This is a genomic window from Allobosea sp. 2RAB26 (genome assembly GCF_052115465.1).
Classification (GTDB): Bacteria; Pseudomonadota; Alphaproteobacteria; order Rhizobiales; family Beijerinckiaceae; genus Allobosea.
Genome location: NZ_JBFRGS010000005.1, coordinates 306367 through 322088, shown reverse-complemented (window position 1 = coordinate 322088; position 15722 = coordinate 306367). Strand labels below are relative to the sequence as shown.

Genomic DNA, 15722 nt, shown 5'->3' with positions numbered 1-15722 from the left:
CTTCATGCATGGGTGGGCGCAGGCACGGTGATCGGACGGGACAGGCGCGCCTGCGCGGTCAGGCGGATGCCCGCATTGGCCGCACCATAGCCACCATAGCCATTGCGCTGGACGATCTCGAAGAACAACCCGCCATCGAGCGTCGCGGTATAGGCCTGCCAGAAATCGCCGCCGGCATCGCGGTCGTAGAGAATGTTGAGCGCCTTTAGCGCATCGATCTCCTCGGGAGGCAGATCGGACCGCGCTTCGAGGTCATCGTAATAGTTCTCCGGAATCGGCAGCATGGCGACGCCATTGCCCACCAACCGTTCGACGGTCGCCCGAATATCATTCGTGGCGAAGGCGATATGTTGCACGCCGGAGCCGAAGAAATCGGTGATGAAGCGGGCCGACAGCGTCCGGTGGCTTTGCGAGCCGTTGAGAATGAGTCTCAGGCCATGGCCGGCCTGACCATCCAGCCCGCTCTCGATGACCTGGCTCTGGACGACGCCCCCTGGATCGATCACCGCCTGGCTCGGCGTCTTCGTTGTCTTGAACAGCGACGAGTAGAACAGCAGCCAGCTCAGCATTTCCTCATACTGCATGCTCTGCGAGATGTGATCGACCCCCACCAATCCGGCGCTTGAGCCATTCGCGCCGGTGGGCTCGAAATCCACCTCCGACCAGCGTCCAAGGGCGGAAGACTGATCCAGGAAATAGAGCAGGCTGCCGCCAAGGCCGCGCACGGCCGGGATGTCGAGTTCGCCTGGCCCGACCGCGCCGGCATGAGGCACATCGAGCAGGGCCGTCGCGCGTTCTGTGGCCGCGCCCGCATCTGCAACCCTCAGCGCGATCGCGCAGACCGAGGTCCCATGCGTGATCTGGTAGCTATGGGCGAAACCGTCGATATCGCTGTTAAGCACGATGCGGATATCGCCCTGGCTCCAGAGATCGACATCCTTGGAGCGATGCGCGCCGACGCGGCTGAATCCGAGCGCGCTCAGAAGGCGCTGGAAGCCCGGCCGCTCGGCCTCGGCGATGGCGAACTCGATGAACTCGACCGCTTCGACCGGCTCGGGCGCCGGCATTTCGACCGCGCCGGGCACCGGCCGGCCGAGCTCCCGTGCCGTCTCGTCGAGCAGCCAGATCAGCGAACGATGGCCGTCGAGCGCCACCGAGCGGGCAGAGCCGGCCCGGAATCGGTCGTTGAAGATCTCGAGCGACAGGACGCCGTCATAGCCGGTCGACGCGAGCGCCCTCATGAAGGCCGCCAGATCGAGATCGCCCTGCCCCGGCAGGCAGCGCCAGTGGCGGCTCCAGGAGAGATGATCCATCTGCAGCTTGGGGGCATCCGCCATCTGCACCATGAAGATCCGGTCGCGCGGGATGGTGCCGATGCTCGCGGGATCGAGCCCGCGCGAGAGGATGTGGAAGCTGTCGAGGATGATGCCGACATTGTCGCGGCCGGCCCGGCGCACGATCTCCCAGGCATCGCGATAGTCGAAGACATGACGTCCCCAGGCCAGCGCCTCATAGCCGACGCGCAACCCTCGTTTGGCGGCCCGCTCGCCAAGCTCGGCGAAATCGCCGGCGAGCCTGTCGATGCCGCTCAAGCCCTCGGGCGAGACGCTCGAGCAGACGAAGAGCAGGTCGGTCCCAAGCTCCTGCAGGAGGTCGAATTTCCGTTCCGCCCGGTCGAATGTCCGCACCCGCCGCGCATCGGGCATGCCCTCGAAATCGCGGAACGGCTGGCAGGTCACGATCGCGAGCCCGAGATCGCTGCAGATCCGGCGCACCTCTGTCGGCGAGCCCGGAAAGGCGATCAGGTCGTTCTCAAAGATCTCGACGGCACGAAAGCCGGCTGCCGCAATGGCCTCGAGCTTCTCCTGAAGCGTACCGGAGACGCAGACGGTGGCGATGGAAGGGATCATGAGCGCGTCTCCTCATAGCCGAGCTGTGCGACCGAGCGCAGATCCTCCGATGTCGTGGTGGGGAATCCGAAGAACTCAAGATAGGCCGGGATCTGCTCGAACAACATGTCGACACCGATCTGGAATGCGCAGCCGCGGGCGCGAACGGCGGCCAGGAAGGGAGTGATCTCCTGCTTCATCACCACTTCCCCGACAAAGGCCGAAGGCGCGATGCGCGCAACGTCCATCGGCAAGGGATCGCCTGCCTTCATGCCGAGCGGCGTCGCATTGACCAGGATCTCGAATCCGGCCGGATCGTTCGAGCCGACAGTGACGACCAGTTTCGGATAGTGCTTGCGAAGCCTGTCAGCGAGGCCGTTCGCCAGAGGCGCATGGGTATCGAACAGGCCGAGTGCCGCGACGCCTGCCTTGGCGAGCGAGGCTGCGATGGCCGAGCCGACGCCGCCGGCGCCGACGACGAGCGCACGCGCGCCCTTGAGCACACGGCCCTTGCCCAGCACACCGCGCACGAAGCCCTCGCCGTCGAACATGTCGCCGACCAGCCGGCCATCGGCATCGAGCCGCACGGCATTGCAGGCTCCTGCGATCGCGGCCGTGGTTTGCACCTCGTCGACCAGCGCGGTCGTCGTCACCTTGTGCGGCATGGTGATAAGGGCGCCGTGAGCGTTGGAGAGCCTGAAGAAGAGCCTGAGGAAAGCCGGATAGTCATCCGCCTTGCAGCCCATCGGCACCACGACGGCGTCGATCCCTTCTCGCTCGAAATACGGGTTGTAGATCATCGGCGCCTTGAAGCTCTCGGTCGGATAGCCGAGATGGGCGATGAGTTTCGTCGTGCCGCGGATCATGACGAACTGGCCTTCCTAGGTGTTGATCTCGGCAGCGACGCTGACGGCTGCGCCCGACCGGGCGCTGGCCAGGATCGCATCCAGCGTCACCGCGATATCGATGGATTCCGCCAGGGTCGCGCCGGTCCAGTGCTCGGGTCCTTGCCGCACCAGCCGCTCGAACGACTCCGCTTCCGCGAGGAACCCATTGCCGGGCGCAACCTCGATGGTCTCGGGCGCGGTCTGAACGGTCGTTCCACGCCGGATCGTGAGCACCGGCGGCCCACCGAGTGGGGGATGGTTGAGATAGGTCGTCTCGATCGTTCCGGCATCTCCTGCGATCAGGGCGTGGCGGTGATAGGCCGTGGCAAAGCTGCACGAGATCTGCGCAAGCGCTCCGCTCGGAAATTCCAGCGTGGCCGCAACGCTGCGATCGACGCCGGTTTCGCTCCAGCGCGCCGTCGCGCTGACGCGCTCGGGCCGCGAGCCTGCGACGAGAAGCGCCAGGCTGACGGCATAACTGCCCGCGTCGAGAAGGGCGCCACCGCCGACTTCGGGCTTCAGGCGGATATTCGCCGGGTCGGAGAAGGCGACGCCAAAGCTCGATCGGATGAGCTGAACCTTGCCGATCGCGCCCGCGTTGAGCAATTCGCGCAGTTTCAGCGTCTGGGCTTGTGCGCGGTAGGGATAGGCCTCGACGAGATGGCGTCCGTGCTGGCGTGCAGCAGCGGCCATGGCGCGGACCTCGGTCGCATTCATCGCCAGCGGCTTCTCGCAGAGCACATGCTTGCCGGCTTGCATGGCCCGGATCGACCATTCCGCATGGAGCGAGTTCGGCAGCGGATTGTAGATCGCGTCGATCTCCGGATCGGCCAGCAAGGCTTCATAGGAGCCATGAAAATGCGGAATGCCGCATTCCATCGCAAAGCGTTCGGCCTTCCCGGCATCGCGGCTGGCGACGGCAGCGACCGTGACAGTCCTCGACGGCGCGACGCCGCTCGCAAAGCTGCGTGCGATATTCGCCGCACCGAGGACACCGAGACGCAGTGGCATCGATTGCAGATCGGCCATGCCGGCCTCCTCCTCAGTGATTGTGCAGGATCTCGCCGAGGAACTGCCGGGTGCGCTCGTGGCGCGGATTGGTGAAGAACGCAGCCGGCGGCGCTTCTTCGACGATCGCACCGCTCGCCATGAAGATCACGCGGTCGGCGACCTGGCGCGCAAACCCCATCTCGTGGGTGACGCAGATCATCGTCATGCCCTCCTCGGCGAGCCCGATCATGGTGTCGAGCACCTCCTTGACCATTTCCGGGTCGAGCGCCGAGGTCGGCTCGTCGAACAGCATGACCTTCGGCTGCATGCACAGGGCCCGCGCGATCGCGACGCGCTGCTGCTGTCCGCCGGAGAGCTGGACCGGATATTTTTCCGCCTGTTCGGCGATCTTGACCCGGCCGAGCAGGCGTCTTGCCGTGGCTTCGGCCTGCGCCTTGCTGGCGCGAAGCGAACGCATCGGCGCCAGCATGCAGTTCTCCAGCACCGTCAGATGCGGAAACAGGTTGAAATGCTGAAACACCATTCCAACCTCGCGGCGAACGGCATCGATGATCCTGGAATCATCGCTGAGAACCGTCCCACCGACGCGGATCTCGCCCTTCTGGTAGGGTTCGAGATGGTTGATGCAACGGATCAGGGTCGATTTTCCCGAACCTGACGGCCCGCACAGGACGATCTTCTCGCCCTGGCGGACCGACAGGTTGATGTCGGTCAAGGCCTTGAACTCGCCATACCATTTCTCGACGCCCGCCATTTTGATCATGGCGTCAGTCCCTTGAATGGTTGCAGTCGCGGACTGGCTGTTCATGGCCTCTGCTCCGTTTTGTCCTGCCGCGCTCAGCTTGCGGAGAAGGAGATGCCTTCGAGGCTGTCGGGGAACTTGTGGACGGGAACCTTCATCCACTTGTCGTAGACTTTCTGGAGCTCGCCATTGGCCCTGATCTTGTCGATAAAGGCGTTGAGGGCGGCGTTGATCTCCTTCTCGCCCTGCCGGGTGCAAGCGCCGTTGTAGAGGTTCTGGAATTCGAGCTTGTTCTCGAATTCGCCCGGCCGGGCCTGCTCGATACGCTGGATGTAGAAGATGTTGCCGCCAAGCGCCTGGACCTGGCCCGAGACCAGCGCCTGGATGCTGGGGGCATCGCCGTCATAGCGCCGGATCGTCGTGCTGGCCGGCGCGTTCTTGGTGACCTGGGTATCCTGGGCTGCGCCCTTGGCCACGCCGATGGTGAACTTCGCCATGTCCTCATTCGTCTTGATCACCGCCGATTTCGGCCCGATCAGCACGATCGTGTTGGCGACATAGGGCTTGCTGAACTGCACCACCTTGGCCCGTTCGGGCAGCATCGCCATCGTCGCAAACAGCACATCGACGCGCCCCGTGGTCAGGGTCGGGATGCGGTTATTGACCTCGAGCGGCACGAACTCGACGGGGACGCCGAGCTCCTTGCCGAAGAGCGCCGCGATATCGGCATCCAGCCCATCCTGCTTGCCGGCGCTGGTGACGAAGCCCCAGGGCGGATTGTCGCCCTGGATGCCCACGACCAGCTTGCCCTTCGCCTTGATCTCCGCCGGCGTCACCGCCAGCGCAGGCCGCAGCAGCAGGCTCGGCGCCGCAAGCCCGACCGCGCCGGCCAACAGAGCCTGACGGCGGTTGAGCAATCCCTTGTTCGAAGATGTCATGTCTCACTCCCTTGGTGGATCTTGCTTGGTTGATCTTGCTTGGTTGATCTTGCCTGGCTGGATTGGCGCGGTGTCTGGATATTGTTGCCGGCCTCGTCAGCGTGTTGCCGCGGCAAACTGGCGTTCCAGCCGCGCGCCGAAGAGCGAGAGCGGCCAGCACATGACGAAGTACAGAGCCCCCACAATCCCGAAGACGAGGAGAGGCTGGAAGATCTGGTTCGAGATGATGTTGCCGGCACGGGCCAGCTCGGTGAAACCGACGATGGCAGCCAGCGACGTTCCCTTGATCAGCTGCACCAGGAAGCCGATCGTCGCCGGCAGCGAGATGCGGATAGCCTGCGGCAGGACCACATCCTTCATCCGCGAGACATAGTTCAGGCTCAGCGCCTTGGCGGCCTCGGTCTGGCCCTTCGGCACGGCTTCGATTGAGCCACGCCAGATTTCGCCGAGATAGGCGCTGGCATGCAGCGTGAAGCCGATCGAGACGGCGACCCAGGAGTCGAGTTTCAACCCGATCAGCGCCAGTCCGTAATAGACCACGAAAAGCTGCATCAGCAGCGGCGTGCCCTGGAAGATGGCGATATAGCCTGAGGTTGCACGCTCCAGCAGCGGAATACCGGAGGTCCGCGCCAGAGCGACGCCGAGCCCGAAGATACCGCCCCCGACGAAGCCGATCACCGAAAGGAAGACCGTCCATTTCAGTCCGGTGAGGAGGAAGAGGAATTCGTTTGTACCCATGACGATCTCCTCACTTGACCGGATAGCTGAAATACCGACCGGAGATGAGCGCGAAGAAGCGCATCATCAGCCAGGATATGACGAGGTAGAACAGCGTCACCGTCCCGTAGACCTCGAAGCTGCGGAAGCTGTCCGACTCGATCCGTTGTGCGACTGAGGTCAGCTCATAGGCAGAGATCGCGGAGGCGACGCTGGTCGTCAGCGTCAGCAGCACGAACTGGCTGGTCAGTGAGGGAAAGATCGCGCGCAGCGCCGGCCGCAGAACGATCAGCCGGAAGACCTGCGCCTTGTGCAGGCCAAGCGCGAGACCGGCTTCGACCTGCCCCTTGCTGATCGACTGAACGCCGCCACGGATAATCTCGATGGCATAGGCGCCGCCATTGATGCCCAGCGCGATAATGGCCGTCGGCGTCGGGTCGAGCCGCACGCCCAGGAGCGGCAATGCGAAATAGATGAAATAGATCTGCACCAGGAAGGGCGTGTTCCGGATCAGCTCGACGAAAGCCATCACCAGCCAGCGCACCTGTTTGATCCGCGAGTCGCGCAGCACAACACCGCCGATGCCGATGACGATGGCCAGCACCATGCCGCCGAGCGCCAGGAACAGCGTTCCCAGACAGGCGGTCAGAAGGCTCGGCAACCCATCCAGTACAGGCGTGAAATCAAGCTTGTAGTTCATGGCGTTTCCCTGAGCGGCCGACCTTCTGAGTGGGTCGATCCGATTCCCGTCTTTGGCGGTAGCGCCTCTGGGTGGGCGCCTTGAGTATGAGCGATCGTTCGGCTTGCGCGATCGCCTGTCGATGTTAAATGTACGAAACGGTTCAATTGGTCAAGTCAATTGAACTGAACGGTTCATTTACAGCCGCACAGTCGGCGCCGGGGTCTGTCCATGCTTGGAAGCCGCAAGACGAATGAGATGCCGGCCTCGCCGGCGCGGCCGGCTGGCACGCGAAAATCCGCGAGCTGGACCCAGGACCCCGACGGCGTTCGCCGCAATATCCTGGCGGTCGCGCGTGACGAGTTCGTCGAGAATGGGCTGAGTGGTGCGAGGGTCGACGAGATCGCGGCGAAGACCTCCACCAGCAAGCGGATGATCTACTATTATTTCGGCGACAAGGAGGGACTCTACCGGGCCGTGCTCGAGGAGGCCTATGCCCGGATCCGCAATTTCGAGCGCAGCCTCGATCTGGCTGCCCTGCCCCCGCGCGAAGCGATCGTGTCGCTGACGGGTTTCACCTTCGACTATCACGCCGACAATCCGGATTTCGTCCGCCTAGTCATGGTCGAGAACATCCACCATGCCCGGCATCTCCAGAGCTCTCCCAAGATCGCGGATCTCAACCTCTCGGTCATCGACATGATCGGCGAGGTCTATGAGCGCGGACTGCGCGAGGGAGTGTTTCGGGAGGGTCTCGACCCGATCGACATCCATCTGACGATCAGCGCGCTGAGTTTCTACAATGTCTCCAACCGGGCTAGCATCCAGCAGGTCTTCGGGCACGACATGGGGGCGCCGGAAGCCCGCGAGCGCCGACGGCTCAGCGCGATCGAGACCGTGCTTCGCATGCTCTGCCGCTGACCGCATGGCGCGCAGGGATCAGCTGGGCCCGACCAGGCCGGCCATGGCCTGGATCGCCAGTTCGTAACCGGCTGCGCCGAAGCCGATCAGGATGCCGGTCGCCGTCCGGGAGATCAGCGAATTGTGGTAGATGCTCTCTCGGGCATGCACGTTGGAAATGTGCAGCTCGATCTTCGGACCGTCGAACATCTTGAGGGCATCGAGCAACGCGATTGAGGTGAAGGTGTAGCCGGCCGGATTGATGATGATCCCGCACGCCTCGATGCGGGCCTGATGCACGCTCTCCACCAGCTCGCCCTCGAAATTCGTCTGGCGGAAGTCGATCTCGAAACCCAGCGTCCCGGCTTTCTCGATACAGCGCTGTCGAACCTCATCGAGCGTGGTCGTTCCGTAGATCGCGGGTTCGCGCTGGCCGAGCAGATTGAGATTGGGGCCGTTGAGGACGTAGATGCGATTGCTCATGTCGATATCCTTGGCGCCTCGTCGCGCATGCGCGCCAAGGCGCGTGCAGGCCGGAGTCAACGCGGCCGGCCTGCAGGCAAAATCTGAAGGAGCGAGCGAGCAGCGCGCTCAGCTTGCGGTGAAGGAGATGCCTTCGAGGCTGTCGGGGAACTTGTGGACGGGAACCTTCATCCACTTGTCGTAGACTTTCTGGAGCTCGCCATTGGCCCTGATCTTGTCGATGAAGGCGTTGAGGGCGGCGTTGATCTCCTTCTCGCCCTGCCGGGTGCAGGCGCCGTTGTAGAGGTTCTGGAATTCGAGCTTGTTCTCGAATTCGCCCGGCCGGGCCTGCTCGATACGCTGGATGTAGAAGATGTTGCCGCCAAGCGCCTGGACCTGGCCCGAGACCAGCGCCTGGATGCTGGGAGCGTCACCGTCATAGCGCCGGATCGTCGTGCTGGCCGGCGCGTTCTTGGTGACCTGGGTATCCTGGGCTGCGCCCTTGGCCACGCCAATGGTGAACTTCGCCATGTCCTCGTTGGTCTTGATCACCGCCGATTTCGGCCCGATCAGCACGATCGTGTTCGCGACATAGGGCTTGCTGAACTGCACCACCTTGGCCCGTTCGGGCAGCATCGCCATCGTCGCAAACAGCACATCGACGCGCCCCGTGGTCAGGGCCGGGATGCGATTATTGACCTCGAGCGGCACGAACTCGACGGGGACGCCGAGCTCCTTGCCGAAGAGCGCCGCGATATCGGCATCCAGCCCATCCTGCTTGCCGGCGCTGGTGACGAAGCCCCAGGGCGGATTGTCGCCCTGGATACCCACGACCAGCTTGCCTTTCGCCTTGATCTCCGCCGGCGTCACCGCCAGCGCAGGCCGCAGCAGCAGGCCGGGCGCCGCAAGCCCGACCGCGCCAGCCAACAGAGCCTGACGGCGGTTCAATTTCGACTTGATCATTCTCGTTCCTCCCCGGGATGGCCGTTACGGCTCTGCCGTCATTGGGCGCCTCTTAGGCGACCTCGCGAGCACATTACATCTAGCGAAGCCGCCATCAACTTATAATATCATAATCATCCGATGATCTTGATTTCAGCCGTCACTCATTGGTTCTGGCGCGGAGGCCGCACGCGTCGTAGGACGGCCCTCTCGAAAAAGGTGCGCGCAGGGCATGGCGGACATCGTGACGGATTTTGCAGGCGACGACATCGCGCCGATCTCGACCGGAGAACAAGCTTATGAGCGCATCCGCACGGACATCGTCTTCGGGCGTCTCCGCCCCGGCCAACGCCTGCCATTGGAAAAATTGCGGACAGCGTATGGCGTCGGAATCGGCACCTTGCGCGAGATCTTCAGCCGCCTCACTCCGGAAGGATTGATCACGGCAGAGGGACAGCGCGGTTTCCAGGTTGCGCCGTGCTCGGCCGAGGATCTGAAGGAGATCGCGGCGCTTCGGCTGCTCATCGAGAGGAGCGCCCTGGCGCAGTCATTCCAGTCCGGCGACATGGAATGGGAAGGCCGCGTCGTTGCCGCCCATCACAAGCTGGCGCGGATGGAAGCGAGCCTGCTCGCGGGCGACCGCACGCAAGCGGAGCAGTGGAAGCGCTACGACTGGGAATTTCACCAGGCCCTGGTCTCGGCCTGCGGCTCCAAGGCCCTGCTGAATGTCCATTCCGGCGTCTATGACCGTTACCTTCGGTACCAGATGGTCTTCGTGATCTTCCGCGGCGCGATTGCAGCCGAAGAGCACAAGGCGCTGCTCGGCTGTGCACTGAGGCGGGACGCTGTGGAGGCTCAGGCTATTCTGGAGCAGCACATCCAGGGCTGCCTCGACTTCGCCTTTCACAATCAACTGATCACCTGATCCAGCAGACGCCATCGGCCCGGCCGTCGCAAGGCCGTTGGCGACAGCAGCGACGGACCGGCATCCAGCGTCCGGAGATGGCGCGCATTCATGTCGCGCATGGACGGGTTTGCCGCGGCCATCGTAACCAGAACGGGTGCGACTTTGGCTCTCCTAATTCTGGCAGGTGCAAGACTTATGGCTTCCTCCGACACCTTGGCCGCGGTTTTCGATCATATCGAGGCGAACCGCGCCCCTTTCCTTGATCGTCTGATCGATTATCTGCGCCACCCGAGCATCAGTGCCGAGAATATCGGCATCGCTGAAGTCGGAGAACTGCTGGTCAAGATGCTGACCGATATCGGGCTCGAGACCGAACTGGTGCCCACCGAAGGGCACCCCATGGTCATCGGGCGTTGGGAAAAGGCGCCGGGCAAGCCCACAGTGCTGCTCTACGGCCACTATGACGTGCAGCCTCCCGATCCGCTCGACAAATGGCTCTCGCCGCCCTTCGAGCCGACGATCCGCGACGGCCGGCTCTATGCGCGCGGGGTCGGCGACAACAAGGGCCAGCATTTCGCACAGATGATGGCGATCGAATCGCATCTTAAGGTGCATGGCACGCTTCCCTGCAATGTCATCCTCCTGCTGGAAGGCGAGGAAGAGATCGGCAGCCCGCACATCGCCGACTTCGTGCGGGCCAACAAGGACAAGCTGAGGGCCGATCTCGCCGTCACGGCCGATGGTCCGCGCCATGCCAGCGGTGCGGCCGCGATCAAGTTCGGCTCACGCGGCGTGATCTCCTTCGATCTGCGCTGTCGTCACGCCAATCGGGACGTGCATTCCGGCAATTTCGGTGGCGTGGTGCCAAATCCGATCTGGACGCTCGTACACCTGCTCGGCACCATGAAGGATGCTGCGGGCGAGATCACCATCGCGGGCCTCCACGACGATATCGAGCCGCCGACACCAGAGGAACTCGCGGCTATCGAGCGCCTCCCCCGCGCCGCCGAGGCGGTGAAGCAGAACCTGGGGCTTGATCGCCTGGACGCACCTGCCGACCGCCCCTTCTACGAGCGCCTCTGCTTTCGTCCGACACTGACCATCAACGGCTTCCACGGCGGCTATGGCGGGCCCGGCACCAAGACCGTGCTGCCGAACGAAGCTTTCGTGAAATGCGATATCCGCTTGGTCGAGGCGCAGGACCCGGAGGACATTCTGCGCAAGGTCGCGGACCATGTGGCCAAGCATGCCCCAGAGGTCGAGTTCATCGCTCAGGACAGGGGGATGCAGCCCTCGAAGACTCCCATCGCCTCGCCCTTTACGACGCCGTTGCGCCAGGCCTTTGTCAAGGCCCAGGGCGAAGAGCCACTGCTGATCCCCGCGGGGTTCGGCAGCCTGCCAGGCTATGTCTTCACCAAGATCCTCGGCATTCCCGCCTTCGTCACCCCTTACGCGAACCCCGACGAAGCGAACCATGCGCCAAATGAGAACCTGACTCTCGACTGCTTCTACAGCGGGCTTCGCACCGGCGCGGCGCTCCTGCACGAACTCGGTCAGTCGCCGGCACGCTGAACACCTGAGCCGGGCGAGCTGTAGCCCGCCCGGCCTTCACCGCAATCCACGATGACCACGGCTGGCCTCAGACGAAGATCGACTAGGCTCGGCGGACATGATTGAACCGCCGCCTGCTTCATGCGGGCTGCGGTTCAACCCTCACGTTCACGCTCGCGGCTTTCCAGGAGAACGCAATGTCCACGCCCCCCCTGAACGAGCTCGAGCAGATCGTTGGAGCCGACCATGTCCTGACCGACGCTGACGCCATCGCGCCGTTCTGCGAGGACTGGCGCGGCCGGCGACACGGACTTGCCCGCGCTGTGGTCCGGCCAGCCGACGTCCGGCAGGTCGCAGAGATCGCAGCTTGGAGCCAGCGCCACCGCGTTCCGCTGGTCCCGCAGGGCGGGAATACCGGCCTCGTCTTCGGGGGGATTCCCGATGACAGCGGCCAAGCGGTTGTCGTCCAGCTTGGCCGCATGAACCGCATCCGCGAGATCGACACCGTCAACGCCGTTGCCATCGTGGAGTCCGGCGTAGTTCTGCAGACTTTGCAGCAGCGCGCACGCGATGCCGGCCTGTTCTTTCCCGTCAGCCTCGCCGCCGAAGGCAGTTGCCAGATCGGTGGCACGATCGCCACCAATGCCGGCGGAACGGCGGTTTTGCGCTACGGCAACATGCGCGACCAGGTGCTCGGGCTGGAGGTCGTGCTGCCCGACGGCCGGGTGTGGAACGGCCTGCGCGCGTTGCGCAAGGACAACACCGGTTACGACCTGAAGCATCTCTTCATCGGTTCGGAAGGAACTCTCGGCATCGTCACCGCCGCCGTGCTGAAACTGCACGCTGCACCGCAGGCGCGCGCGACCGCCCTGGCCAGCGTCCGGGATTTCGCAGCGGCTTTGCGCCTGTTCCAGCTAGCCCGCTCGCGCGCTGCCGACGTCCTCTCTGGCTGCGAGTGCTTTACCGAGGACTGCCGCGCCCTGGTCGAAACCCATGCTCCGCATGTCATCCAACCGGCACTACGCGGCGGCGTCTATGTGCTGCTGCAACTCGATGCGGCGACGCCGGAAATTCCGCTCGAAGCGATCCTGGAGAGTGTTCTCTCCGAAGGCTTCGAGCAGGAGATCGTCGAAGACGCCGTCATCGCCCGTTCCCTGGCACAGGCCGAGCAGCTTTGGGCACTCCGCGAGAACATCACGGAAGCACAGAAGCGCGCAGGCCCCAGCTTCAGCCATGATGTCTCCACCCCGATCAGCGCCATCCCGGCTTTCGTCGATCGCTGCCTGACGGCGCTGAATGCGATCGACGCGCGCCTGCGCCCGATCGTTTTCGGCCATATCGGCGACGGCAATCTGCATTTCAATCTGTTGGCACCGGCCGGTGCCGACGCCACCGAGCGCCACGCACTGCATAAGCAGGTCGAGACGGCGCTCTATGATCTCGTCGAGGCTTTCGACGGCAGCATCAGCGCCGAGCACGGCCTGGGCGAGCTCAAGCGCGACCTCATCGAAATCTATAAGCCGCCATTCGACCTGGAGCTGATGCGAGGCGTCAAGCGCCAGTTCGACCCTGCGAACCTGATGAATCCGGGCAAGGCGGTGCGGCTGGTCTGACGCGGCCGCTCGATTTCGGGTCCGCGCGTCGCGGCATCACGGCACAATCGGAGCGGTAGCAGCAGGACGCGCGGCCCCTGCAAGGCAGCCTGCTCCGTTTGTCCTTCGTCAGGCGAATGCAACCAGCCAGACTTACTCGGCAAGCCGCGACAACACCTGATGCGCGGCCTTCACCCGCGCATCATTGGGGTAGTTCTTGTTCGCGAGCATGACGATCCCGATCTTCTTTGCCGGGACATAGGCGACGTAGCCGCCAAAGCCATTGGTCGACCCGGTCTTGTTGAGGATCACGTCGCTCCGCGGCGCCATCGGCGGCTCGATCGCAACCGCGGGGACGCCGTTCAGGATCATCTTGGCCGAGTTGCCGGCGACGAGTTTATCCAGCTCGACCGGATAGGGGTATTGCTCCCAGATCAGATCCTGGATGAGCTCGCTCGCGCGGAAATACCCGGTATGGGTCGCCCGCGCAGCGACGGCCGCCTTCCCCGGCACGGTGCCGATGCCCATGTTCACCTCCAGGAAGCGGATCATGTCGACGGCATTGGATTTGACCCCATAGGCTTCGGTCGCGAGGAGGCCCGGGGAGACCCGCATCGGCTTGTCCTCCCGGTTGTAGCCCCACGCGTAACTCTTCATTTCCGCCGCGGGGACGTTGATATAGGTCCGGCGCAGCCCGAGATCCGGGAACAATCGCCGCTCCATCAACGTCTCGAAGCTTGCTCCCATCGCCTTCGCGGTGACGACGCCGAGAAGACCAATGCTCGGGTTGGCGTAATTTCGGTATGTGCCGGGAGTGAAGCGCGGCTTCCAGGCGCGATAATAGGCCATGAGCTGCTTCTGATCCTTGACGTCGTCAGGGACCTGAAGCGGAAAGCCGCCAGCCGTATGCGTGCCGAGATCCAGCAATCGCACATCGTCCAGGGCACTGCCCTTCAACTCGGGCATGTGTTGGCTGACACTGTCGTTCAGCGACAACTTGCCCTCGATCTCGGCATAGGTCGCGAGCGTCGCCGTAAAGGTCTTGCTGATCGACCCCAGCTCGAAGAGCGTGTCCCGCGTAACAGGAACCCTGGGTTCCTTCGAGGCCAGGCCGTACTCGATGAAGTAGCGCTTTCCATCGATCGTCACGGCAACAGCCAGGCCGGGGATCCCGTGCTGCTCGATCACCGGCTTCACCGCTTCGTCGACGGCCTGGCGCACGCGGGCGTCCTGATCGGGGCCTGCGCCGTGGGCGCTGGACAGACTGCCCAGCGTGCCGGCGAGAACGCTGGCTGCCAGACCGGCATAGAGTCGTTTGGACAAGGGCATCTCCTTCCAATTCGGAATGAGCGCCGTTTATGACCCCTTCGAACTCCCGGCAAACGATGATAAGTCGGATCAGCCATAAGTTAAATTTGGGCATCGATGGTTCGACCTTTTCTGCCACTCAACGCGTTGCGGGCGTTCGAAGCATCGGCCAGGCATCTCAGCTTCACGCGGGCCGGCATCGAACTCGCGGTGACGCAAGCCGCCGTGAGCCAGCAGGTTCGCTCTCTCGAGCAGAGATTGGGCGTTCAGTTGTTCCGCAGGCTCCCGCGCGGCCTCAGGATCACGGCAGAGGGCGAAGCCCTCCTTCCCGTCGTGAGCGATGCCTTCGATCGCCTGGCCACGACGCTCGACAGGGTTGGGTCGGGAAAGGTCCGCGAACTGCTCGTGGTCGGAGCGGTGGGCACCTTCGCGGTCGGCTGGCTGCTGCCCCGGCTCGAGGACTTCAGGCGCGCTCATCCGTTCGTCGAGCTGAGGCTCTCCACGAACAACAATCGGGTCGATCTGGCTGCCGAAGGATTGGACTTCTCCATTCGGTTCGGCAACGGCGCCTGGCACGGTCTCGATGCTACGGAGCTGTTCGAGGCGCCCCTGACGCCGCTCTGTACGCCCGAACTGGCCGCCGCCCTCCATGCGCCGCAGGATCTCGGCACGCTCACTCTGTTGCGCAGCTACCGCATGGACGAGTGGAGCCGCTGGTTTGCTGCCACTGGCGCGGACATGCCGCCCAACATTGCAGGCGCCATCGTCTTCGACTCGTCGCTCGCGATGATGGAGGCCGCCGAACAAGGGGTCGGAGTAGCCCTCGCCCCGGCTCTCATGTTCTCGCGCCAATTGCGCAACGGCTCGATCCGGCGACCGTTCCCGGCCTCGATCTCGCTTGGAAGCTATTGGCTGACCAAGCTCAAATCGCGGAAGCCGACGGCTGCCATGCTGGCCTTCGCCGACTGGATTGCGGCCCAGGAACCGGATTCTCGGAACGAGTAATTCGGCAATTTGCGCCAGCAGCATTCGGCCGGCGGCCGAAGTGTCCAGTGCGCCTGCATTGAAGTGCCGGCAGAGGTTCGGCGATCGCACATCGCTCTGGAACGCGATACGCGAATGGCGATCGGCCAGGCGAGCAGGACGGGTGGAGATGGCCAATTGCGGACCCCAGACCCTGAGCTCACCGCAGGGCCT

At 63.8% G+C, this 15722-nt stretch carries 15 protein-coding genes; 5 read left to right on the top strand and 10 right to left on the bottom strand.

All coding sequences use genetic code 11. From position 1 onward, the window contains the following. Positions 1-2: 2 nt before the first annotated feature. From AB4118_RS11945 to AB4118_RS11915, 7 genes are all read right to left on the bottom strand, one after another. Complete coding sequence (locus tag AB4118_RS11945; RefSeq protein ID WP_441489920.1) at positions 3-1910, bottom strand: bifunctional sugar phosphate isomerase/epimerase/4-hydroxyphenylpyruvate dioxygenase family protein; 1908 nt, start codon at positions 1908-1910, stop codon at positions 3-5. After that, positions 1907-2755: a shikimate dehydrogenase family protein gene (locus AB4118_RS11940; protein WP_441489919.1), complete on the bottom strand. Its 849-nt coding sequence runs from the start codon at positions 2753-2755 to the stop codon at positions 1907-1909. Before AB4118_RS11940 ends, AB4118_RS11945 begins: the two co-directional genes overlap by 4 nt. Before the next feature lie 15 nt (positions 2756-2770). Continuing rightward, a complete protein-coding gene (locus AB4118_RS11935) occupies positions 2771-3805 on the bottom strand; it encodes a Gfo/Idh/MocA family protein (protein WP_441489918.1) in 1035 nt (344 codons plus the stop codon). Positions 3806-3818: 13 nt separating this feature from the next. Further along, positions 3819-4550, bottom strand: a complete 732-nt coding sequence (locus AB4118_RS11930) for an amino acid ABC transporter ATP-binding protein (protein ID WP_441489917.1) — start codon at positions 4548-4550, stop codon at positions 3819-3821. Positions 4551-4624: 74 nt separating this feature from the next. Next, the gene (locus AB4118_RS11925) at positions 4625-5467 is read right to left on the bottom strand and encodes a transporter substrate-binding domain-containing protein (protein ID WP_441489916.1); all 843 of its coding nucleotides are present in this window, start codon (positions 5465-5467) and stop codon (positions 4625-4627) included. A 96-nt stretch (positions 5468-5563) separates the two neighbouring features. Next, positions 5564-6205, bottom strand: a complete 642-nt coding sequence (locus AB4118_RS11920; RefSeq protein ID WP_441489915.1) for an amino acid ABC transporter permease — start codon at positions 6203-6205, stop codon at positions 5564-5566. A gap of 10 nt (positions 6206-6215) precedes the next feature. After that, positions 6216-6884 (bottom strand): amino acid ABC transporter permease, encoded by a 669-nt coding sequence (locus tag AB4118_RS11915; protein WP_441489914.1) that lies wholly within the window; start codon positions 6882-6884, stop codon positions 6216-6218. 210 nt (positions 6885-7094) lie between these two features. Between AB4118_RS11915 and AB4118_RS11910 the strand changes: the two genes are divergently transcribed. After that, positions 7095-7784, top strand: a complete 690-nt coding sequence (locus AB4118_RS11910) for a TetR/AcrR family transcriptional regulator (protein WP_441489913.1) — start codon at positions 7095-7097, stop codon at positions 7782-7784. Positions 7785-7802: 18 nt separating this feature from the next. Here the strand turns inward: AB4118_RS11910 and AB4118_RS11905 are convergent, their stop codons facing one another. Then, positions 7803-8246: a type II 3-dehydroquinate dehydratase gene (locus AB4118_RS11905; RefSeq protein ID WP_441489912.1), complete on the bottom strand. Its 444-nt coding sequence runs from the start codon at positions 8244-8246 to the stop codon at positions 7803-7805. A 108-nt stretch (positions 8247-8354) separates the two neighbouring features. Continuing rightward, positions 8355-9188, bottom strand: a complete 834-nt coding sequence (locus AB4118_RS11900; RefSeq protein WP_441489911.1) for a transporter substrate-binding domain-containing protein — start codon at positions 9186-9188, stop codon at positions 8355-8357. A gap of 211 nt (positions 9189-9399) precedes the next feature. Here AB4118_RS11900 and AB4118_RS11895 point away from each other — a divergent pair, with 211 nt between their 5' ends. From AB4118_RS11895 to AB4118_RS11885, 3 genes are all read left to right on the top strand, one after another. Then, positions 9400-10092 carry a GntR family transcriptional regulator gene (locus tag AB4118_RS11895; protein WP_441489910.1) on the top strand — a complete coding sequence of 231 codons (693 nt, stop codon included), beginning with the start codon at positions 9400-9402 and terminating at the stop codon, positions 10090-10092. Between the two features lie 177 nt (positions 10093-10269). After that, positions 10270-11646, top strand: a complete 1377-nt coding sequence (locus AB4118_RS11890; RefSeq protein WP_441489909.1) for a M20/M25/M40 family metallo-hydrolase — start codon at positions 10270-10272, stop codon at positions 11644-11646. Positions 11647-11822: 176 nt separating this feature from the next. Then, on the top strand, positions 11823-13238 hold the full coding sequence (locus AB4118_RS11885; RefSeq protein WP_441489908.1) for an FAD-binding oxidoreductase: 1416 nt from the start codon (positions 11823-11825) through the stop codon (positions 13236-13238). A gap of 132 nt (positions 13239-13370) precedes the next feature. Here the strand turns inward: AB4118_RS11885 and ampC are convergent, their stop codons facing one another. Further along, on the bottom strand, positions 13371-14546 hold the full coding sequence (gene ampC / locus AB4118_RS11880; RefSeq protein ID WP_441489907.1) for a class C beta-lactamase: 1176 nt from the start codon (positions 14544-14546) through the stop codon (positions 13371-13373). Positions 14547-14642: 96 nt separating this feature from the next. On the opposite strand from ampC, the gene AB4118_RS11875 reads away from it, so the two are divergent. Beyond that, positions 14643-15530 carry a LysR family transcriptional regulator gene (locus AB4118_RS11875; protein ID WP_441489906.1) on the top strand — a complete coding sequence of 296 codons (888 nt, stop codon included), beginning with the start codon at positions 14643-14645 and terminating at the stop codon, positions 15528-15530. Positions 15531-15722 lie beyond the last annotated feature (192 nt).

Coding starts and splice junctions, on each gene's coding strand:
- ampC (WP_441489907.1), bottom strand. CDS start 14,546: ATGCCCTTGTCCAAACGACTCTATGCCGGTCTGGCAGCCAGCGTTCTC.
- AB4118_RS11885 (WP_441489908.1), top strand. CDS start 11,823: ATGTCCACGCCCCCCCTGAACGAGCTCGAGCAGATCGTTGGAGCCGAC.
- AB4118_RS11925 (WP_441489916.1), bottom strand. CDS start 5,467: ATGACATCTTCGAACAAGGGATTGCTCAACCGCCGTCAGGCTCTGTTG.
- AB4118_RS11940 (WP_441489919.1), bottom strand. CDS start 2,755: ATGATCCGCGGCACGACGAAACTCATCGCCCATCTCGGCTATCCGACC.
- AB4118_RS11890 (WP_441489909.1), top strand. CDS start 10,270: ATGGCTTCCTCCGACACCTTGGCCGCGGTTTTCGATCATATCGAGGCG.
- AB4118_RS11895 (WP_441489910.1), top strand. CDS start 9,400: ATGGCGGACATCGTGACGGATTTTGCAGGCGACGACATCGCGCCGATC.
- AB4118_RS11945 (WP_441489920.1), bottom strand. CDS start 1,910: ATGATCCCTTCCATCGCCACCGTCTGCGTCTCCGGTACGCTTCAGGAG.
- AB4118_RS11875 (WP_441489906.1), top strand. CDS start 14,643: ATGGTTCGACCTTTTCTGCCACTCAACGCGTTGCGGGCGTTCGAAGCA.
- AB4118_RS11935 (WP_441489918.1), bottom strand. CDS start 3,805: ATGGCCGATCTGCAATCGATGCCACTGCGTCTCGGTGTCCTCGGTGCG.
- AB4118_RS11915 (WP_441489914.1), bottom strand. CDS start 6,884: ATGAACTACAAGCTTGATTTCACGCCTGTACTGGATGGGTTGCCGAGC.
- AB4118_RS11900 (WP_441489911.1), bottom strand. CDS start 9,188: ATGATCAAGTCGAAATTGAACCGCCGTCAGGCTCTGTTGGCTGGCGCG.
- AB4118_RS11910 (WP_441489913.1), top strand. CDS start 7,095: ATGCTTGGAAGCCGCAAGACGAATGAGATGCCGGCCTCGCCGGCGCGG.
- AB4118_RS11920 (WP_441489915.1), bottom strand. CDS start 6,205: ATGGGTACAAACGAATTCCTCTTCCTCCTCACCGGACTGAAATGGACG.
- AB4118_RS11930 (WP_441489917.1), bottom strand. CDS start 4,550: ATGATCAAAATGGCGGGCGTCGAGAAATGGTATGGCGAGTTCAAGGCC.
- AB4118_RS11905 (WP_441489912.1), bottom strand. CDS start 8,246: ATGAGCAATCGCATCTACGTCCTCAACGGCCCCAATCTCAATCTGCTC.